At 43.2% G+C, this 20,005-nt stretch carries 19 protein-coding genes and 1 pseudogene; all 20 read right to left on the bottom strand.

Annotation, left to right across the window (positions count from 1 at the left end; all coding sequences use genetic code 11):
* Positions 1–24: 24 nt before the first annotated feature.
* The 20 genes and pseudogenes from RCG17_RS23440 to RCG17_RS23350 all read right to left on the bottom strand — a co-directional run bounded on the left by RCG17_RS23440 (position 25) and on the right by RCG17_RS23350 (position 19,996).
* Positions 25–966: a hydroxymethylglutaryl-CoA lyase gene (locus RCG17_RS23440; protein ID WP_308172436.1), complete on the bottom strand. Its 942-nt coding sequence runs from the start codon at positions 964–966 to the stop codon at positions 25–27.
* A gap of 14 nt (positions 967–980) precedes the next feature.
* On the bottom strand, positions 981–2,192 hold the full coding sequence (locus RCG17_RS23435; RefSeq protein ID WP_308172435.1) for a CaiB/BaiF CoA transferase family protein: 1,212 nt from the start codon (positions 2,190–2,192) through the stop codon (positions 981–983).
* 140 nt (positions 2,193–2,332) lie between these two features.
* Positions 2,333–3,517 (bottom strand): FAD-dependent monooxygenase, encoded by a 1,185-nt coding sequence (locus RCG17_RS23430; protein ID WP_308172434.1) that lies wholly within the window; start codon positions 3,515–3,517, stop codon positions 2,333–2,335.
* A 29-nt stretch (positions 3,518–3,546) separates the two neighbouring features.
* Positions 3,547–4,314, bottom strand: a complete 768-nt coding sequence (locus tag RCG17_RS23425; RefSeq protein WP_308172433.1) for a cupin domain-containing protein — start codon at positions 4,312–4,314, stop codon at positions 3,547–3,549.
* 20 nt (positions 4,315–4,334) lie between these two features.
* Complete coding sequence (locus RCG17_RS23420; RefSeq protein WP_308172432.1) at positions 4,335–4,685, bottom strand: cupin domain-containing protein; 351 nt, start codon at positions 4,683–4,685, stop codon at positions 4,335–4,337.
* Between the two features lie 43 nt (positions 4,686–4,728).
* On the bottom strand, positions 4,729–4,947 hold the full coding sequence (locus tag RCG17_RS23415; RefSeq protein WP_308172431.1) for an aspartyl-phosphate phosphatase Spo0E family protein: 219 nt from the start codon (positions 4,945–4,947) through the stop codon (positions 4,729–4,731).
* A 64-nt stretch (positions 4,948–5,011) separates the two neighbouring features.
* A complete protein-coding gene (locus RCG17_RS23410) occupies positions 5,012–5,845 on the bottom strand; it encodes a fumarylacetoacetate hydrolase family protein (protein WP_308172430.1) in 834 nt (277 codons plus the stop codon).
* 34 nt (positions 5,846–5,879) lie between these two features.
* A complete protein-coding gene (locus RCG17_RS23405) occupies positions 5,880–7,340 on the bottom strand; it encodes an MmgE/PrpD family protein (RefSeq protein ID WP_308172429.1) in 1,461 nt (486 codons plus the stop codon).
* Positions 7,306–8,112: an enoyl-CoA hydratase/isomerase family protein gene (locus RCG17_RS23400; RefSeq protein WP_308172428.1), complete on the bottom strand. Its 807-nt coding sequence runs from the start codon at positions 8,110–8,112 to the stop codon at positions 7,306–7,308. The genes RCG17_RS23405 and RCG17_RS23400 overlap by 35 nt, the downstream gene beginning before the upstream one ends.
* Before the next feature lie 29 nt (positions 8,113–8,141).
* Positions 8,142–8,837, bottom strand: a complete 696-nt coding sequence (locus RCG17_RS23395; RefSeq protein ID WP_308175932.1) for an acyl-CoA dehydrogenase family protein — start codon at positions 8,835–8,837, stop codon at positions 8,142–8,144.
* Entirely contained in the window at positions 8,810–9,301 is a 492-nt protein-coding gene (locus RCG17_RS23390) for an acyl-CoA dehydrogenase family protein (RefSeq protein ID WP_308172427.1), read from the bottom strand. Before RCG17_RS23390 ends, RCG17_RS23395 begins: the two co-directional genes overlap by 28 nt.
* A gap of 42 nt (positions 9,302–9,343) precedes the next feature.
* A complete protein-coding gene (locus tag RCG17_RS23385; RefSeq protein WP_308172426.1) occupies positions 9,344–10,312 on the bottom strand; it encodes a hydroxymethylglutaryl-CoA lyase in 969 nt (322 codons plus the stop codon).
* On the bottom strand, positions 10,290–11,516 hold the full coding sequence (locus RCG17_RS23380; protein ID WP_308172425.1) for a CaiB/BaiF CoA transferase family protein: 1,227 nt from the start codon (positions 11,514–11,516) through the stop codon (positions 10,290–10,292). Before RCG17_RS23380 ends, RCG17_RS23385 begins: the two co-directional genes overlap by 23 nt.
* Before the next feature lie 25 nt (positions 11,517–11,541).
* The gene (locus RCG17_RS23375) at positions 11,542–12,513 is read right to left on the bottom strand and encodes an electron transfer flavoprotein subunit alpha/FixB family protein (protein ID WP_308172424.1); all 972 of its coding nucleotides are present in this window, start codon (positions 12,511–12,513) and stop codon (positions 11,542–11,544) included.
* A 39-nt stretch (positions 12,514–12,552) separates the two neighbouring features.
* Positions 12,553–13,320 carry an electron transfer flavoprotein subunit beta/FixA family protein gene (locus tag RCG17_RS23370; protein WP_308172423.1) on the bottom strand — a complete coding sequence of 256 codons (768 nt, stop codon included), beginning with the start codon at positions 13,318–13,320 and terminating at the stop codon, positions 12,553–12,555.
* 161 nt (positions 13,321–13,481) lie between these two features.
* Positions 13,482–14,663: an MFS transporter gene (locus RCG17_RS23365; RefSeq protein ID WP_308172422.1), complete on the bottom strand. Its 1,182-nt coding sequence runs from the start codon at positions 14,661–14,663 to the stop codon at positions 13,482–13,484.
* Positions 14,664–14,754: 91 nt separating this feature from the next.
* The gene (locus tag RCG17_RS23360; RefSeq protein ID WP_308172421.1) at positions 14,755–16,194 is read right to left on the bottom strand and encodes an aldehyde dehydrogenase family protein; all 1,440 of its coding nucleotides are present in this window, start codon (positions 16,192–16,194) and stop codon (positions 14,755–14,757) included.
* Positions 16,195–16,340: 146 nt separating this feature from the next.
* Positions 16,341–17,588, bottom strand: a pseudogene (locus RCG17_RS23355) (MFS transporter); the annotation flags it as partial.
* Between the two features lie 318 nt (positions 17,589–17,906).
* Positions 17,907–18,080 carry an aldehyde dehydrogenase family protein gene (locus tag RCG17_RS28405; RefSeq protein ID WP_374120981.1) on the bottom strand — a complete coding sequence of 58 codons (174 nt, stop codon included), beginning with the start codon at positions 18,078–18,080 and terminating at the stop codon, positions 17,907–17,909.
* Positions 18,081–18,229: 149 nt separating this feature from the next.
* Complete coding sequence (locus tag RCG17_RS23350; protein WP_308172420.1) at positions 18,230–19,996, bottom strand: thiamine pyrophosphate-requiring protein; 1,767 nt, start codon at positions 19,994–19,996, stop codon at positions 18,230–18,232.
* Between the last annotated feature and the right edge of the window lie 9 nt (positions 19,997–20,005).

The following is a 20,005-nucleotide window of genomic DNA, read 5'->3' as shown; positions in this document are numbered from 1 at the left end:
TCGTAATCCTCCATTCTTCCCAAACTATAACTGGACTTTTTGCTGTGCCTTTGGGCTGGCGGATAAATCTGAGCATTTGCCTGCTTTCAGTAGGAAGCTGTCTACATACTTGGGTAGACTCTGCTGGACATCCTTGGCTGCCACTAACACTTTATCTAAGGAGACTCCGGTATAAATCCCCATTTCCTCAAATCCATGAATCAAATCCTCTGAAGCGATATTTCCACTTGCACCTGGTGCATACGGACAGCCTCCCAATCCGCCTGCGGAGCTGTCAAAATGAACAATGCCTTCCTCCCATCCAGCGACGGCATTGGCAAATGCCATGCCTCTTGTATTATGAAGATGCAGGGAGAAAGTAAAGTCTGGAAATCTCTTCATTAATTCACGAACATTGTTTCTAATCTGTATTGGATTTGCCATACCCGTTGTATCTGCTAGTGAAACCTCTTTAATTCCCAAGGAGCGATATCGCTCACAGATCAGCACAAGACGTTCAATTGGAGTTTCACCTTCATAAGGGCATCCAAAGGCAACAGAAATAGATCCACCTACCTTCATGCCGCTTTTTTCTGCGAGTTCAACTAGCGGCTCAAACCTCTCAAAAGCCTCCAACGTCTTGCAGTTTGCATTACTTATACTATGGGAATCAGAAGCGGACAGCATCAGTTTTACCTTATCCACGCCAGCTGCAATGGCTCTCTCCAATCCTCGTGTATTCGGAACAAGTGCTCGTAGTTTCACATGTTCTGAACGTTTGATCCTTTTCAATACTTCATCCGCATCCTTCAATTGCGGAATCGCTTTAGGATGCACAAATGAGGTAACCTCAATCTGTTTGTAGCCACAATCAATTAATTGATTGATGATTCTGACTTTTTCTTCCGTTGGAATCCACTCACTGACGCTTTGAAACCCGTCCCTTGGACAAACCTCGGTAATCGTAACCTCTTTATTACTAGCCAAGTTCAAACACTCCTTTATATCACTTTTTTCTCTTTTAAACTAGCAATGGTTCCTTCATCCAGCTCCAATAGATTCTTTAGAATTTCTTCATTATGTTCGCCTAATTCCGGTGCAATTTGCCTGATAGAACCCGGTGTTTCAGAAAATTTTGGAACAATGCCTGGGATCTTGACTTTACCCAGTCGTGGATGATCAACTTCCACAATATTTTCTCTTGCCTTATACTGGGGATCTTCAAAGATATCCTTGATGCTATAAATGCTGCTCATCGGAACACCGCTTTCGTCGAGAAGCTGCTGGAGTTCATCTTTTGTTTTGGTCTTCACCCAATCGGAGACAATCCCGTTTACTTCATCAAATCGCGTCAAACGAATTGAGTTGGTATGATAGCGCTCATCCGTCAGCATATCTTCCCGGTTCATGACTTTTGCCAAACGCTCAAAGGTTTTGTCAGAGCTTGTAACCAAAATAATCCAATGTCCATCCTTGGTCAGGAAATTCCCGGCAGGTGCTGAGTGGCCACTCAATCCTGGTGATCTCTCCTTGATGTTACCAGTCTGATCATAGTCTGTTATCAAGAATTCCATCATTCTGAACATCGATTCATATAAGCTGACATCTACGTATTGACCTGTCCCTTTATCCTGACAATCCCTGTGATACAAAGCTGTAACCGCTGCAAAAGCCACATAAATTCCTGTCACATAATCAGTTAAGGAAAAAGAAGGGCTAATTGGCGGGCGATCGGGGTATCCATGTAAATAGGTAAAACCGCTAAAAGCTGTAGCAGGTGTACCGAAACCTGCTTTGTGTGAATATGGTTCGGTCTGTCCATACCCTGTTACTCTGATCATAACTAAATCGGGATTGTATTGCTTTAGATCCTCATAGCCGATTCCCCATTTTTCCAGTGTACCCGTCCGGAAGTTTTCAATGACCATATCCGATTTGCTAGCCAGTTTCCTTAGTATTTCCTTGCCCTCTTCCTGACGCAAATCCAACGTAATTGACTTCTTGTTCCGAGACATGCCCGGCCATCTTAGTCCTTCCCCATTATAATAGGGACCTAGATTTCGCAATGGATCGCCGACTTCAGGCATTTCAACTTTAATGACTTCTGCCCCAAAATCACCAAGAAGTGCAGCGCCATAAGGGGCAGCAACAACGGTTGATAGATCGAGAATGCGAATCCCCTCTAAGGGACCTCTTGTCTTATTGACTTTCATGTATGATCACGCCCTTGCTTTTATATAAAAATCAAATCATTCTAATCTAATAAAAAGAAGTATATTTAAAGGCTATATCCTAGGATGTATAAAGGAATATAGCCTTTTAAATACTTGAGTGAAAAGTTATCCCCAAAGTTTTACACAGTGGAGAACTTTCTCTCTTTATATAACCACTCCAAATATTCGTAATCATCTGCGGAACGATTCAGCATAATGGTATTGCGAAGAAGCCGTGTAACCGAATCTTCAGCATGCTTGATTTCTCCCCAGGTCCTTGCTCCACGTTGAACCTGTGCCGTTCTTGGAATGCGTTCTTGTTGGTATTCGTCTAATGCTTTAGCTATATTTGAACCGTTTTCCCGTAATTTTTCCGTTAAACAAACGGCATCTTCAAGAGCCTGACAAGCGCCTTGAGCTAAATATTGCAGCATTGCATGAGCACTATCACCCAAAAGCGTCACGCGATTCGTTGACCATTTTTCCAGCGGTTCGATATCATATAGCTTTGTGATTAGTCCGCGGTCTGCAAACTTGAGAGATTCCTTAATAGTGGGGCAGCTATTTGCAAACATTTGATGGAGTTCCTCCTCCGTTCCCCAATCATCAGAGTTCTCACTATATTTGTAGCTTTTGAATACTGCTACTTGGTTAATGACATTCTTATGACGCACCGGATATTGAACCAAATGGATACCAGGCCCAATCCACGTGAATTTCTCATCCCAATCGATATCAATCGTCATTTCTGAACTTGGAACAGTAAAGCGATAAGCCACATACTTAGAGGTAACTGGATCGGCTTGACTGACTAGTGTACGTGTCTTCGAACGAATTCCATCCGCACCGATTACCGCTTCTCCTTTTAGTACAGCTCCATTTTGACACTGTAATTCTACATAATCATCGAATTCCTTAATGGACTCCAAGCGATGATTAGTCAAGAAAGAAATATTATCTAACGATTGACAAGCCTTCAGTAAAACACTATGCAGATCCGAACGATGAATAACGATGTATGGATACCCGAAGCTCTCACGGAATTTATCGCCAAATTGTACGGCAGATAGCTCATTACCGCTCAGTGCGTCCATGAACACATGACGGCGAGGAAATACCGCTTGCTTATAGACTTCATCCAGTACTCCTAAAGCATCAAGCGCCCTCAAGCCATTTGGAGCTACCTGTAATCCGGCTCCCACCTCACCAAACTGTGGGGCCTGCTCTAGTATCGTTACTTTTTTTCCCAATTTTGCGATTCCTAGAGCAGCCGCTAAACCGCCAATACCGCCACCTACAACGATGACCTCTTTCACTTCTCCCATTCCAATCACCCTTCTATTTTTTAATTCTACTAATCTATTGCTATTACATCTGATAGATCAGGCTCAAAAACTGATTTGATCTCCTGATAACCGCCATTTTCTGTATATGCTTCTTCTCGTTCAAAGCCAAATGGCTCTAAAATTGGCAGATCATTTGTAGAGAACAAAAATGCCTCTTCTGTTTCAGAAGTATTCACGTGTTCATGCCATGTCCAGGCCGGCAATGCGAAGAAGTCGCCTTCTTCCCAGTCAAAACGAACACCGTTCATAACCGTATACCCGCTTCCTTTGTACACATGAAAGACTGTGCTATGCACATGGCGATGTGCTTTTCCCTTATATCGAACTGGCAGCTTCTGCATTCTGGCACCGACTCTTCCATTTGCATCTTTGCCCGTAGAAGGATTGATATATTCTACAGCGAACCCGTCGCATGGATCCGTATTCAATTCACTCTGTCCATCCAGTGCTTGCTTCGTCAAATCCCATGTATATCGTCCGAGCGGTGCAGCTGAAGGCTTGCGATCGGAAATTGGTCGTACCATACCACCTGCATAACGCTTTGTACCATAATCTACAGGAAATTCAACCGGTTGCTGCTCCTGTGGATACAACTCGAAGAAGGAGCTTGTCAGTGCGGAAGTGAAGGGGATATCTAAGCAGTCCATCCATAGCACCGTTTCGTTTCCTTCATTCACATGATCATGCCAGCACCATTCCGGTGTAATCACGTAATCCCCTGGTTCGAAATGGTATTTCACACCATTTACAATGCCGGATGCCCCATGACCTTCCATGATAAACCTCAGTGCTGATGTCATATGCCTATGAGATGGGGCGATTTCCCCGGATTAAGCGCTTGCACAGCAGCGTATAACGTTTGCGTTGCCCCTCCCCATCCATGAGGCTCCAAATGCTTCATCCCGGGATTCACTAAATAGATGGCTCGACGGTCAATCGAACCTGTACCTACCGCAAGCAGCTCCTTGGCTTTGTCAAGCGCCTCTAGAATCAGCTTCTTTTTCCACAGATAGGGTATGGCTCGCGGCTTTGGCTGAGGTGCGCTGAAAACGGAAGCCCATAAAGGGCCCATATTCTTATCCTTCAGTTCCTGGTGGAAATCCAGCAATTCCGGTGTCCATTGCTGCTTCGCTTTATGTTCCGACATTTACTTCCCCCTCTTTCGATATAACGTATTAGTGTCGCAGTCTTCAAATAACTTTATCGTTGTGAAACATTCTTGCCTTCTTGTCCAAATGATAAAAATGCCTTTGATAGATGGTGATGAGTTTATCTAATTTCTGACTATAGTAAATGGTCCTGTGACTATTCAAACCAGTAGCTGCAGCAGAACGGATCATTTCATTTCTCAAATGGTTGATCCTATGTTCTAATCTATCTTTTTCTGTAAAAGTCTCATGAATTCTCATAGTCACCTTTCCATTCTTGTTAACTGTCAAACTATAAAATGAATAATGATTTCATTTTTTTCAATTAAATGCCCGGCTTGTAGTCAACCTGTACGGAAAATTCACCAATTCTTTCGATGTGAATGCGCACGGTATCGCCTTTTGCAATCGGAGCTACGCCTTCAGGTGTTCCAGTCGTGATAAGATCTCCCGGAAGCAGCGTCATGACACTGGAAGCCGCCTCAAAGAACTTATAGCAGTCGTAAATGAGATCACTTGTGTTTGCCGATTGTCTGATTTCATCATTAACCCATAGATTCATTTGCAATTGATTTGGGTTCTCCACTTCGTCCCCCGTTACAATCCACGGACCGATTGGAGTAAAGGTATCGAAGGATTTGCGCCATGGGCGATCTTCCTTACCGCGGACCGTAATGTCCATTAAAGCAAGATAGCCGAAGATATACTTAGATGCATCCTCTGCCTTGACATCCTTTGCTTCCTTACCAACTACGAAGGCAATTTCCGCTTCATGATCCACTCTTCTGTCTCTGAACGGCAGCAATACTGTTTGATTAGGCCCGATAATGGAAGATGGGGATTTTAGGAAAAAGCCGAGACCATCTACTGTTAAAGCGGTATTCATCTCTTGTTTGTGCAGGATATAGTTAATAGGAGCTGCTACGATTTTACTCGGATTTGGAACAGGGGCACGGAGCACAACGTCCGATACAGGATATTCAGGACAAGAGCTTAGACCTGCCTGAATCTTTGGTTTCAAAGCTTCAAATTCCCCCATAAGCTTGACTAAAGAGGCTTGCGGTACCTCGTTGTTCCAAGATGTTAAATCGGTAATATCGATCACACTGCCGCCATCGACAACACCTACGCGATATTCGTTGAACAATGCAATTTTCATTATGATACTCCTTCCACTTGATTCCCTTATTGAATCAAATCATCTGTTTTGGCTTATAATCATTCAATCTATTGTTTATCTCGTTAATCCAATCGCTAAAGCATGTGTATGTGTCGATTCGCAAACCTTGATCATACAGTTCCTGAGCGATTGAAGCCATGCTGCCATGTTCATGTGAAGACCGAGCATATTTGCTTAAGCAGCTGACCCACTTCTCACGTTGCTCTGCTTCACTAAGCGGTTTTTCTTTGGAGCCTGGTGCGTGTTGAACCGTTTTTTTATATACTTGTGCATTCTTTGTTTTTATACAAATTTCTACCGCTAATCTTCGATTAAGTCGCTTGTCTTCATCAGATTCCAGCAATTGCAACACCTTGACCACAGAAAACAGTTTCTGAATTTCTGCACGGAGCACTTGATCGTCCTCAAAGCTGTTCAGCCTTACATATCCATCGGCTAGCGATGCCAGTACAGTATACTCAGCACTGAACTTTCCTTGTAATCCTGTTATTGGCCGAGAATGAACCAAAGGCAGGAGGCTTCTCGGCTGTGCTTGAAGAACAATTTCTTCCACATCCTCTAAGCTCAACTGATGCTCGTCTTTAAGTTCAAGCGCTCCTTGGATAAAGCGGTGCGTACCAAAGCAGCAAGGGAATTTCTTAACGGATAGTCCTTCCAACATATCGTAAGGCTCTCCAAATGTAATGGAGTCCATCGCCTTCTGCAGCTCTTCCTCGTTGGCCCCGCCGCTATATGCCATGAAAAAGCCGCGTTTTCCAAAAATATCACAATTCCCGGTAAAGCCCTGTTCAGCTAAGAGTGCTGCCTGAATACCATGCGATGCCGACAATCCTACGTGGAGCGACTTGGTCATGGAGCCGAAATTCTTCTGTAACCCTCCGGTCATTGAGGCAGCAATGGCGATGGCATGGGAGCATTGCTCTTCATTGAGATGGAGCAGATAGGAAGAAGCCGCAGCAGCTCCAATCGTGCCCAATGTATCGGTTGCATGCCAGCCGAGGTTGTAATGCCTTATCCCCATGACTTGTCCAATGCGGATCATGACCTCCGTGCCAATAGCATAGGCTGTTATAACCTCTTTACCTGAGCTGTAAAGCTTCTCGGCAAGTGGCGTAATCGCAGACAGAATTGGTGCGCTGGGATGGATGACGACACCAACCGAGGCATCGTCATAATCCAACACATGTGAGGCCGTTCCATTAATGATGGCTGCTTTATCGCAATCGATCTTCACCGGCTCTCCCCAAAGGGAGGAAATACCCTGCCCGTTCTCATGTAAACCATATACCTTTTTAGCCTTTTCTACGGCAGTTTCATTCCACCCGGCTAATGCCACCCCAACTGTATCGATGATTGCCTGCTTGGCTAATTCCACCATTTCCTCTGGAAGCTTTCGATAGGTTGTTTCGGTAATAAAGGCAGTAAGCTTTGACATCAAGTTATTGATTTTTCCATCTTGGTTTACGCTTTTCATTAAAAGCTGCCACTCCCTCTAACCGGTCTTGTGATGTTACTAACTGGTTATATGCTGCAATATCCAGAGCGTAGGCAGTATGGTAATCTGTTTCAGATCCTTGATTAATGGAGACTTTTGCCATTCTTACTGCCATTGGGGCGGTGTCTGCAATCTTGGCTGCCAATTCCAATGCGGTTTCCAGTGCTTTTCCTTTGGAAACGACTCGGTTGACCATACCCCATTCGTATGCAAGTGCAGCGTCAATTTTTCGGCCAGTATAGATGAGCTCTTTGGCTCGACGTACACCGATTGCCCGGGCCAGATTTTGCAGCCCTCCGCCGCCAGGTAAAATTCCTCTTAATGCTTCCGATAAGCCGAAAACAGCTGTTTCTGAAGCAATGATAAAGTCAGCTGACAGCGCCATTTCACATCCGCCAGCAAGGGCATAGCCTTCCACGGCAGCGATAACAGGTACCGGGAAATCCAGCGTTAACAGAACCAAGTCCTCAATGATATGATGTTGTCGTTTCCACGTACCGTCGCTCATTCCATTGCGTTCCTTTAAATCGCCTCCGGTGCTGAACGCTCTCTCTCCTGCACCGGTGATGACCACACACCTTAAATCTTCGTTGTAAGCCTCCTCGCGGAAAAGCCTTAGCCTTTCCTCGAGCATTTTCGTATTCATCGCATTCATTACTTCAGGTCTATTTAACGTGACAACCAGGATTTCATTATGATCACCCTTATATTCAACCTTTAACATTTCATAGGATTCTTTCACTGTACACACACAAATCGCCCTCCTTTCTTGAATCTCTCTTAATATGATCTTGGCATTTTCAATACGTGCTGACCTACATGGCTTAAGATTAAGTTTGAAGAGATTGGAGCAATCTTCATCATTCTTGCTTGCATCCACTTGCGGTTGATGTGGTACTCGTTTGCTGCAGCATATCCGCCATGCGTTTGCATACACGCTTCAGCTGCATGATAAGCAGCTTCAGAACACAGGTACTTCGCCATATTTGCGTCTGCCCCAGCCTGTAGATTGTTATCGAATTTAGAAGCTGCTTTATACATTAAGGCCTCCGCAGCTTGAAGCTCCATATAGGCTTGTGCAATCGGGAACTGGATCCCTTGGTTTTGACCGATTGGACGGTTAAAGACAACACGCTCGTTCGCATATTTTACTGCCTGGTCAATAAACCACTTTCCATTACCAAGCGCTGAACCGGATACAAGAATCCTTTCTGCAACCATTCCGTCCATTACGCAGTAAAGCCCTCTTCCTTCTTCACCAATCAAACATTCCTCAGGTACTTCAAGGTCATTGAAGAACAATTGATTGGTGTCTCCGCCTAGCATAGTTGAAATTGTCGTTGATTCAATCCCTTTTCCAACTTCACGGGTATCAATTAGAAACAAGCTGATGCCATGTGTTCTCTTTTCTACTTTGTCAAGCGGTGTTGTACGAGCAAGGAGCAGCATCAAATCTGTGTTGTTGAAACGGGAGATAAAGATTTTTTGTCCGTTAATAATGTAACGGTCTCCTTTTTCTCAGCGAATGTTTTAATTTTAGTTGTGTCCGTACCTGCGTCAGGCTCTGTAACAGCGAACGTTTGCAGTCTTAAGGAACCATCCGCAATTTGTGGTAAATATTTATTCTTTTGTTCTTCACTTCCATGTCTGAGAAGTGCACCCATCGTATACATCTGGGCATGAACCTGGTTAGAGTTTCCACCGGAACGATTGACTTCTTCCAGGATAATAGCTCCCTCTGTAAAACCTAACCCTGAGCCGCCGTACTCCTCCGGAATTAGTGCGCCTAGCCAGCCTGCATCACTCATGGCTTTTACAAATTCTGTCGGATAGGTATGATCCTCATGGGATCTTCTCCAATAATCTAGATCAAACCGTGAGCAAACCTCTCTCACTCCAGCGCGAATATCATTCTGTAGGTCAGTAAATTCAAAATTCATTTTTCATTCCTCCATGTTTTATGAATATATTTTTCTATTAAATTAAGATCCTTGTACCTGCATCCAGGATTGTGGTCTGATTCCGGGAAGAACCCCGCCCTTGGACAAATGCCCAGGGAGCTCTCGCCCTACAATCCTTTCAGCCATCTTGGAGCATTCAACTAATGCTTCCAGGTTAAGTCCTGTATCTATGCCCATTTCCTCGCATAGAAATGCGACGTCCTCTGTAGAAATATTTCCTGGCGCCCCTTTCACAGCGGCAAATGGACAGCCTCCAAGGCCTGCAACCGCCGTATCAAATTCCCACAGCCCTTCCTGAAGTGCTGCATAAACGTTTGCGAGACCAAGTCCGCGTGTATCATGCAAATGCAAATGGATGTTAAGCTCCGGCCATTTATCCTGAATGGCACGGACGGTTCGTTTGATCTGTTCTGGGTTCGCCCAGCCCATCGTATCGGCTAACTTGACCTTCTGTATCCGTTCTCCATAGCTTTCTGCTAAAGAAATAACCTTACCCATGAGTTCCAGCAAATGATCTAAGTTAATGTAGCCTTCAAAGTTACAGCCAAAGGAAGCCATAAATCCCATCTGTTTCACCGGAATGCCTGCATTCTTATAGGCCTCGATCCATTCTGGCAATGTTTCGAGCATTTCATTCGTTGTTTTATTCATATTCCGTTTTGAAAAGACATTACTTGCAGATAGGACAAGACTTCCATCCAATGTCACGTTATTGGTAAGGGCCCGCTCAAGTCCTTTCAAATTCAGATATGCCGCTCGATAGGCAACCACTGGCACTCTATCAATCTTTGCTAATACCATTTCTGCATCTGCCATCTGAGGCACCCATTTCGGACTAACAAAGGAAGTAGCCTCAATGTTTTTGAGTCCAGTTTGGCTCAATGAATTAATAAAACGAATCTTATCTTCGGTAGGAATTTTGCTTGCTTCCGATTGAAAGCCTTCCCTTGGTCCTACCTCATACAATTCAACGTGTTGGGGTAAGTTCATCGTCTGCCTCCCAACCAATAATGCTCTTGCTCTTGAGCTGCTCCAATGCTTCTTCTGAGTAATTTAATGATCTAAGAATTTCAACCGTATGCTCCCCTAGCAATGGTGGCAGTGATTGAAGATTACCGCGTTCTTCATTAATTCGGAATGGTAAATCGACCATTCGGAAATCAGAAACCCGAAAACCTTCTACTGGTTTTATTAAAGAAAGTGCATTCACTTGTTCATCTCGGAGTACCCGATCTAATGTATTGATTGGACTGCTTGGTACATTGTATTCCGCCATTAAGCTGACGAGGTCATCCACCTCATAGCGTAAGGTGCATTCTTCTATCAATCTGTGAAGCTCTTTACGGTTTTGGACTCTTGATGAATTGGATTCAAATCGCGGATCCTCGACTAGCTCCGGCATTTGAAGCGCTTCACATAAATTTTTGAACAGTCGATTGTTACCTGCTGCAATAATCGCCCATTGGTCCCCTTTTGTTTTAAAAGCTTCATAAGGTGCTGTAGTCGCCATTCCTGTTCCCATTTTCCTAGGAAGTCTTCCGGAAGCCATAAACGTTGAAAGCTGTAATGTAACCCATGCTACTCCCGTTTCTAACAGACTGTTTGCTACTTTGCAGCCTTTGCCGGTTTCGTTGCGTTGGTGAAGGGCAGTCAGTATACCAATCAGAGACCACATTCCTGTTGCCATATCAACAATCGATACGCCGACACGAGCCGGGTCGTCTCCCTCATTTCCTGTCAAACTCATGATGCCGCTGTATGCCTGAATAAGCGGGTCGTAGCCTGGCTTGTTTTTCATTTTCCCTTTATCACCAAATGCACTAATCGCCGCGTAAATTAAAGAAGGATTTATTTCCGATAATGTCTCATAGCCGAGTCCGCGGGATTCTTCGCTTCCAGGCTTCAAGCTATGGATAAAGATGTCTGCCTTTTTGCATAATTCACGGACAATGTTTTGCCCCTCCGAATGATTAAGATCCACGCATATGCTTTTCTTATTACGATTTAATGCTAAGAAGGTAGAGGATTCCTCCCCCCATAAAGGCGGGTGCCAATGCCTCGTGTCATCTCCATGTCCCGGACGTTCAATCTTGATGACCGTCGCTCCTAAATCCCCTAACATTTGTGAACAAAACGGACCTGCCACGTTTTGTGTCAAATCAATAACTGTAAGACCTGATAGAATATTTGCCATGTTGTTTTCTCCTCTCTATTTTTGCTTATACCGGTACCTTTTTGAACTCTTCAGCCAACATTGGCACCACTTCAAATAAGTCTCCGACAATTCCATAATCAGCCACTTTGAAAATTGGTGCTTCTGGATCCTTATTAATTGCTACGATAATCTTGGAGTTAGACATTCCAGCCAAATGCTGAACTGCACCGGATATGCCGCATGCAATATATAAATCTGGTGTTACTACTTTTCCGGTTTGGCCAACCTGCATGGAATAGTCACAATAGCCTGCATCACAAGCCGCACGGGATGCACCAACTGCCGCTCCCAGTACATCTGCTAATTCTTTAATCGGGTTGAAGCCTTCCGCACTTTTCACTCCCCGGCCACCTGAAACAATAATTTTAGCTTCTGTTAAATCAATCGTGCCTGCTGTCTTTCTTACGACATCTTTAATGACTGTGCGGATATCCTTAATGGTCGCTTTATATTCAATCGTTTCTCCTGTACGCCCAGCATCCAGTTCGCCTTTGGCAATATTGTTCGAGCGAATCGTTGCAAAAATGATCCCGTCGGTTATTCTTTTCTTTTGGAACGCTTTCCCTGCGTAAATCGGGCGAACAAAGATTACTTCATCACCATTCACTTCAACGTCGGTACAATCAGATACTAAGCCAAGGCCGAGACGAGCAGCCACCCTTGGTGCCAAATCACGCCCCATAGCTGTATGACCAAGCAGTACGGCATCCGGGTTTACATTGTGGAATACTTCAGTGAATGCTTGCGAGAATGCATCCGTTGAATACACATTCAATTCCTCGTTGGTAACTAAGTAGACTTGATCTGCTCCATATTGCGCCAGCTGAACAGCATCACTGTTATCCCCCTGGCCAAATAATACCGCCGTCACTTTCCCGCCTGCAGCTATTGTTTTGGTAGCAGCAAGTGCTTCAAATGAAACATTTCTCAAACTACCATTTCGTTTTTCAGCAACAACTAACACATCTTTACTCATTGATGTCTTCCCCCTTAAATGTTTATTTTCCAGATAGGATTACACGACTTTCGCTTCAAAGCGAAGCGCTTTTGCGAGCTCAAAGACCTGTTCAGGCAGTTCACCTTGAAGAATTTTCCCGGCCGTTTTTTGCTGTGGTAAATATTGTTCAAGTACTTCTGTCTTCGAAAGAATCTCCTCAATATTTATACCTAGGTCAGCGGCAGTAAGCCGTTCGATTGGTTTTTTCTTTGCCTTCATAATTCCCGGAAGTGAAGGGTAACGCGGTTCATTTAATCCTTGCTGTGCTGTAACTAGTACAGGCATGCTCGCTTCTATGACTTCAATATCGCCTTCCACGTCTTTTTCCACTTTTACTTTGCTTCCATCCACTTCCATATTCGTAATGGTAGAGATATGCGCGATTCCCAGCTCTTCGGCTAAACGTGGTCCAACCTGTGCAGCACCATCGTCAACCGCCATATATCCGCCTAATATCAAATCATAGGTATCTCTTTTTGCTACAGTCGCTAATACTTTAGAAATCATATATTCATCACCGAAAACAGATTCATCATCCACGATGATTGCTTTATCAGCTCCCATTGCCAATGCCGTACGCAATGCAGCCTCGGCGCGTGAGGGGCCAATCGTCACAACCGTCACTTCTCCACCATGTTTTTCCTTAATCGCCACTGCCTCTTCGACAGCATATTCATCATAAGGATTAATGACGTATTTAACCCCGTCTTCACTTACCTTTCCATTGGAGAGTACAATTTTCTCTTCTGTGTCAAATGTTTGCTTTAGCAGCGCCAAAATTTTCATGTGGACCTCCTGAATGTAAAATGATTAATTTTTCATAGTAAATAATTGAATTATCTGTATATTAAGAATTTACCATAGGATTACACATATTACTAATATCTATAAAATAGCGCTACTATATGATTTAAATATGGTTTTTTGGATTTCCTTCGATAATAAAACTATAAATGATGCCTCTGATTCTTACACCTATCAACATGCACAGGCAATGGACGTGTTATATACCCAACGGCTGTAAGAACAAACCCGCTGCCCCAAAAAATAGCAGAGACACCTATCAAGCCGCCTAGTCCGCCAAAGATGGCCGGAATGGCAAATTGAGATACTCGATTCATCATCATCTGAACGCCTAATACTTCTCCACGATGTTCGGGTATGGTTCCTTCCAGTAGAGCTGCGGTGCTTAGCGGCTGCGCAAGACCTAGACCAGCTCCTAAAACTCCAACCAAAACGAAAAGCAATACGATCCAAGGGGAAAAAGGTGTAACAAGATAAATGATACCAGTAGTGAAAAGAGACCATGTAAGGATTCTCATGCGGCCAAAAGAGCGAACGAGAGACGTCTGGGTGAATCGAATAACAAGCATGGCCAGACCGCAAAATGAGAGGAGAATCCCTGTTATCATGGGACTGATGCCCATATTGTGGGCAAGCAAAGGAAAGTAGACGGTAAACAGCTCTCGATAAGAAAAGATTAATCCTCCAATAATAATGGCATTCCTTATATCACGGTTTCGTATAAGGACCCAAATCGACTCACTTCCCTGCAAATTTGCTTGTTGGTTCTTAACCGTTATTTGCGTGTTCTTTCTATCTAAATTCCTTATCCCCATCTCGCTGCACAATGCGATGACAATGAGCAGCATATTAAAAAAGATAAAGATATGGTACCCGTAATAATCATATAGAAAAGAGCTAATAGTGGGGCCAATCATTGAGCCTACTGAGCCAAACAGACTATAGTTGGCCACTGTCCGATTGATGTCGCCCCCTAAGCTGCCAATTCTCTTCTGCAAGCCAAGCATTATGCAGGTAGTAGCAATACCCGCCAAAGCTAGCTGTATTAAAAAAATGAAAAAGGATGTGAACATGACACTTATTAATAAGGAAAGCAAATACAGAACATTCCCGATGATCACCATGGGACGTGTTCCTATATGATCAACCCATTTGCCAATTTGTAAAGCCAAAAGAGCCGGACAGATGGCAGAACTAGCAACAATCATGCTGATTTCTTGGGGGGTTATCCCTAAGGAATAGGCGTATAAAGAAACAATGGGCTTAATCCCCGTAATTGTAGTGATAAGGATTGTATTCATCAGGATAATAATGTAAAAATTCAATGGGATTCACCTCCGAGATAGAGTAAATTAAACTAATAATAAATAAAAAAGGACTCTCCAAAATTTGGAGAGCTTTTTATACAATTAATCATTATTTTTTCTTATGGTAATTAATCCCGTGATATTCAATAAATTCATTGAAAACCTCGATGGACTTTTCTCTTCCGATTCCACTTTGCTTAACTCCACCAAAGGGGATGTGTTTTGAACCTAATGGTGTTTGTCCATGACCATTAATGAAAGTCATACCCGCTTCAATTTGGTTCGAAACGCCCAATGCACGATCAAAATCCGAAGACCATATGGAAGAACCCAGACCCAATTCTGAATCGTTGGCCATTTGAATAACCTCTTCTTCCGTATGATATGGAATCAGCGGAAGCACTGGACCAAATTGCTCGCATGTAACAATCTCGGCGTTTGGATCAATATCCCTTACAACTACTGGCTGCAGATAGTATCCATTATCCCAATTTTCAGGCTCCAGTACCTTCCCTAACCTGACAAAGTTAGCGCCACTTTGCTCAAGTCTGTCGATTAGTTCACTGATTCTTTGATATTGAAGTTCGTTGTTAATAGGACCCATTGTGGCCTCTTCATTCATTTGATGCCCAATTTTATAGCAATCCACCAGTTTGTAAGCCCTTTCATAGAATTCATCATACAAATCGGCGGGGATGTAAACGCGTTTAATCGCAAAGCAGAATTGCCCCGTTCTTCGGAATGCCCCTTCAACGATCTTTGGAACGACTTCATCCAGATCGGAATCGTCTAATACAATAGCGGGATCGTTACCTCCTAATTCAAAGTGAACCCCTTTGAGTGTTTCAGCAGCAGACTTCATGATCGACACGGCCGTATTCCCGCCGCCGGTAAAGGAAATTTTACGGACTAACGGATGTGAGGTTAAAGCACTTCCTACATCACCGCCACCAAGAACAACATTAATCACTCCTGGATGGAAAAATTCCGCCATAGTTCTTAAAATCGTTGCCACACCCATTGAAGCAGTTGGAGAAGGCTTTACAACAATTGTATTGCCCGCAAGAAGAATTGGCGTTATTTTTTGTAAAGTCAGAATGATTGGAGCATTCCAAGGAACGATACAAGCAATCACACCCATCGACCTCTTCACCACTCTGACCCAACCGCTTTCATCCTCTATGGTCTGTTGTTGAAAGGCAGAGGGTGCCAATTCTATCATATTTCTCATATCCATCAAGCCCAACTTGACTTCGTCAACGGTTCTGCTAAACAGAATACCATTTTCTTTAGCTGTCACACTGGCGATGAAAGTCGCATTTCTCTCAATTTCTTCTGCAGATTTCAATAGAGTTGACATTCTCTCTTCCAGTGAAGTTTGACTCCAGGAGCGGAAGGCTCGCTGTGCAGCCTGTACAGCTTGATCAATATGGCTTGCATCCCCTTTGGCGATATAGCCTACTACTTCACTTAATCTGCCTGGGTCCCTCACTTCATCATAATTCTCTGTTGCCACGTCTTCATTGTTTATAAACAAATTCACTTTCATGTGCATTCACCTCGGTATGTCCATTTCATTCATTTATTAATGAGAAGTTCAGTATTGACTTTTTTTATTTTCTTAAATTTTTTCTATTGGCATCACGAATTAAATGAGTATTTAATAACGGAAATGGTCCAAAATTTAGCCCGCATTTATTTTGCAATCTCATCAATTGTATTAACAACTGAATTTTCATTCGCAGCTCTGACCCCGAAAAGCGATAAAGCAGCAATAAAAGAAATAATGGCAAAGGTCCCATAGCTCGCTATTGGAGAAGAACTGAATGTCAGGATGACGCCTATAACAAGTGGTCCCAAAAATGTACCTATTTTTCCAAATGATATGGCAGATGCAGATCCTGTTGAACGAATTTCTGCAGGATAAAACTGTGAACAATAAGCTAGTAATAAGTTTTGTGAGCCTGTTGTTCCCCAACCAGTTATAAAACAGATTGCGAATAAAATAGCGGCACTGCCATAGTTGATACTGAGTAGAACTAAAGATACGCCGCCTAACAAAAAGGAGAAGGCTGTTACTTTCCTCAAGCCAATTCGTACTGCGATTTGACCACCAGTCAAACTTCCAACCAATGCCCCCAGCCCAAGTACAACTGAAAATAACAAACTTGCTGTTAATGGATAACCAGCTCTTACCATTAAATTTGGCAGCCATGCAGATAAGCCGTTGGATACTAAAGCCGAGCACATGTAACACAGCCAAATAAGTGATGTACTAATCCCTAACTTATTTTGAAATAAAGCCTTAAAAGGAACCTTTGATTGGACCTTATTTACGATATGATATTTATCATTTGCAGTGTAAGTCACTTCATTTACAACGCGGTTTAATATACTGGACAATTGTGCAAACCTTTGTTTCTTAAAAAGAATAGTAGGTGATTCTGGCAGCACTTTAAAAAGGAAAGGCAATAATAGAAGTGGGAATGCACCCACAATAAATAATGATCTCCATCCGAATGCCGGGATTAAGAAAATCGCAATAAATCGTGCAACCATAGCTCCTACAGCTATTGAGGAAGTTGCAATTGTAAGTGAGAATGAACGATTCTTATTGGGTGAAAAATCGGATATTAATCCTAAAGCATTAGGAACAATTCCCCCAATTCCTATACCTGCCATAAAACGATAAACACTAAAATCAACAAGTCCATGAGAGAACGCACCCATCAGTGTAAAAAAGCTATAGATAAATGTACATACGATAATAATATTCTTACGACTGCTTCGATCACCAAAAGGCCCTATTAGTAGTCCCCCAATAATCATTCCAATAGCTGTAATACTGGATAACTCCCCAACTTGAACTGAACTTAATGTCCATTCCTTAATTAATGGAGTCGCAATGGGACCAATTATACCAATCTCAATTCCGTCAAAAAAGACTAGTACGGCACACCAAAAAAGTAATAATCCATGAAGCGGGAAAACTTGCTTCCATTAATAACTCCAGATACATCAATAGTTCCCATATTATTCCTCCTCATGCTCGTTGAGCTGATAAATATAACAAAATTAAAGTAAGATATATCGTTTTGTTTGAATCATTTTAAAGCTAACTACCGATGTTTTGAAATTCCTTCAAATGAGGAGAGGACAATTCCCCAATTGCACTGTAATGTGTATGCAATTTCCTCTGCTCTCCCTTGTCCATTAGCATTTAACCACTCAATAAACGCTTGTTGCGGGTAAGAGTATGGTTTATTCATATAGAAGTTGGTTGTTAGTAGGAACCATTGTGGCCTCTTCATTCAATTGATGCCCAATTTTATAGGAATCCGGCATTTTGCAAGCCATTTCATAAAACTCATCATCCATATCAGAAGGGATGTAAACCCGCTTAATCGCAAAGCAGAATTGCCCCGTTCTCTGGATATGTCCATTTCATTCATTAAGCCAGTTTCTCTCTTTGTAAAATCGCCCCCGCTACCATATAAGTTTCAAAATATATTCAAAGTCTAATAAATGCCTTCGTATCGCCGGTAACCACCTCCTTACAAGAATATAATTTTTATAGACATGGATTAATAATCTTTCTGATTCGAAATAGCAGCAAGGCGGACATCCACTACAGCTGATTTCCCTTTTTTCACTTCGTTCATGGCCTCCTGTAATACTTCAGGTAATTCCATTGGATCAGTCACCATCCTGGCGTATGCCCCACCTGCCGCTTCAGCAATTTTTGCCAGATCAGCAGATTGATCAAAATTCACCCAGTAACTATCCGTTTGTTTGGCCAAACCATCCGGATAGCGCTTTAATACATTCATCTTTGTAGCATTCCAGCCTTCATTATTGTAAATAACGGTAAGGAATGGAGCTTGATATCTGCGCGACATCCAATGAACGGCTGATGGAACGCTGAATAAGTAGGAACCATCACCAGTTAAGGTAACAACCGTTTTCGATGGATCAGCAAGCATGATACCAACGGCTGCGCCACCATTCCATCCTAAGGAGGTACCCCCGCTGCCAAACATGGTTCCTTCTTTGGAGCGCGGCAAATGCTTGGCAACGGTCATGGTATTCGTGATTGTTTCATCTAATATGATGGTCTCTTCGTCCACCACGTTTCGCAAACAAGCTGTCAGCCATTCCGGGGTAATGGTATTTCCTTTCACCTGTTCGTCCTGCATCCAGGCCCCACGCTGCTCCTCATGTTTTTCGGCTAAACGCTGATAACGTTCCCGAACTTGATCCTCATCAATATTTCTCTGGGCAAGTTCTTCGTTTAATTGAATTAGGGACGCATAGGCATCTGCACGATAATTCTTCATGGCTGGAATGTGCCACAATGGGATTTCTTCCTTAATTGGATCCAAATCGATAAAGAAAACTTTACAATCATCCTTTGGTTGGACTTGTGTAGAAACCCAAGGGACATCCGTATCAATGGCGATTATGACATCCGCTTCGGGAATCAATGGATTTGGATCGTACCCCAGATGTAAAGGGTGCTCCCTCGGAAAGTTGACGTAGGTTGGAATTTGCTCTACTACAGGTATTGCCATTTTTTCGGAAAATTCAGTTAATTCTAGAACTGCTTTCGTTTTCCGCCCTAAATAAGTAGTAATCAACAATGGATTTTCAGCTTCCAATAATGCACTTACAATTTCTTCAATCCCCCATTTTGATATGGATGCCTGTTCAATTGACGCCCATTTCCCCCATGTATTCGGAAGTTTTTCCACATTCTCCTCTAGAACCTCTCTCGCTCCGGTCAAATAAACAGGTCCAGCCGGGTCGCTTTGAGCCATCTGCATCGCACGGTAAATGAGCTGTTTCACGTTCTTTCCCGTTCGGATATCATACTCCCATTTGACATAGGACCGCAGGATTCCTCGCTGATCGTATACATTTTGCAGGAAGTTGACATAAGAATTACGGGTGCCAGAAAGCTCTCCGTCCATAGTGAACGGTGTTTCTCCGGCGAAAATGAATACCGGAACACGAGCCCGGAATGCATTATGAATTGCCCCACCTAAATTTTGCGTCCCCACATCCGTATGAATAATCACACCTTGCGCTTGCCCTGACAGCATCGCATAGCCTTGAGCTGCAGCTAAAGCGACACTCTCATGCGGGCAAATGATGGCCTTTGGAAGTTCCTTTCCTTCCACTTTGGCCTTAGCCAGGGCCTCGATCATCGAAGGATGATCGCTGCCTAGATTGCAAAACAGGTAGGAGATACCGACTTCCTGCAGGGCTTCCATCAATGCTTCTGCCCCCATATACCTGTCTGACAAATTGTCTGTTGCCGTAAACCTGTCTAACTTTTGTACATCGTTCATGAGTCTAAC

This window comes from Neobacillus sp. PS3-12, assembly GCF_030915385.1.
Lineage (GTDB): Bacteria > Bacillota > Bacilli > Bacillales > Cytobacillaceae > JAEVLT01.
Note: the sequence above shows the minus strand (reverse complement) of the source record. Positions and strands in the feature narration are given on the sequence as shown.

Bases quoted from the DNA above. Each gene is read 5' to 3' on its own strand.
- RCG17_RS23435 (WP_308172435.1), bottom strand. From the start codon at position 2,192: ATGAAAGTCAATAAGACAAGAGGTCCCTTAGAGGGGATTCGCATTCTC.
- RCG17_RS23430 (WP_308172434.1), bottom strand. From the start codon at position 3,517: ATGGGAGAAGTGAAAGAGGTCATCGTTGTAGGTGGCGGTATTGGCGGT.
- RCG17_RS23425 (WP_308172433.1), bottom strand. From the start codon at position 4,314: ATGGAAGGTCATGGGGCATCCGGCATTGTAAATGGTGTGAAATACCAT.
- RCG17_RS23420 (WP_308172432.1), bottom strand. From the start codon at position 4,685: ATGTCGGAACATAAAGCGAAGCAGCAATGGACACCGGAATTGCTGGAT.
- RCG17_RS23415 (WP_308172431.1), bottom strand. From the start codon at position 4,947: ATGAGAATTCATGAGACTTTTACAGAAAAAGATAGATTAGAACATAGG.
- RCG17_RS23410 (WP_308172430.1), bottom strand. From the start codon at position 5,845: ATGAAAATTGCATTGTTCAACGAATATCGCGTAGGTGTTGTCGATGGC.
- RCG17_RS23405 (WP_308172429.1), bottom strand. From the start codon at position 7,340: ATGAAAAGCGTAAACCAAGATGGAAAAATCAATAACTTGATGTCAAAG.
- RCG17_RS23390 (WP_308172427.1), bottom strand. From the start codon at position 9,301: ATGAATTTTGAATTTACTGACCTACAGAATGATATTCGCGCTGGAGTG.
- RCG17_RS23385 (WP_308172426.1), bottom strand. From the start codon at position 10,312: ATGAACTTACCCCAACACGTTGAATTGTATGAGGTAGGACCAAGGGAA.
- RCG17_RS23380 (WP_308172425.1), bottom strand. From the start codon at position 11,516: ATGGCAAATATTCTATCAGGTCTTACAGTTATTGATTTGACACAAAAC.
- RCG17_RS23375 (WP_308172424.1), bottom strand. From the start codon at position 12,513: ATGAGTAAAGATGTGTTAGTTGTTGCTGAAAAACGAAATGGTAGTTTG.
- RCG17_RS23370 (WP_308172423.1), bottom strand. From the start codon at position 13,320: ATGAAAATTTTGGCGCTGCTAAAGCAAACATTTGACACAGAAGAGAAA.
- RCG17_RS23360 (WP_308172421.1), bottom strand. From the start codon at position 16,194: ATGAAAGTGAATTTGTTTATAAACAATGAAGACGTGGCAACAGAGAAT.
- RCG17_RS23350 (WP_308172420.1), bottom strand. From the start codon at position 19,996: ATGAACGATGTACAAAAGTTAGACAGGTTTACGGCAACAGACAATTTG.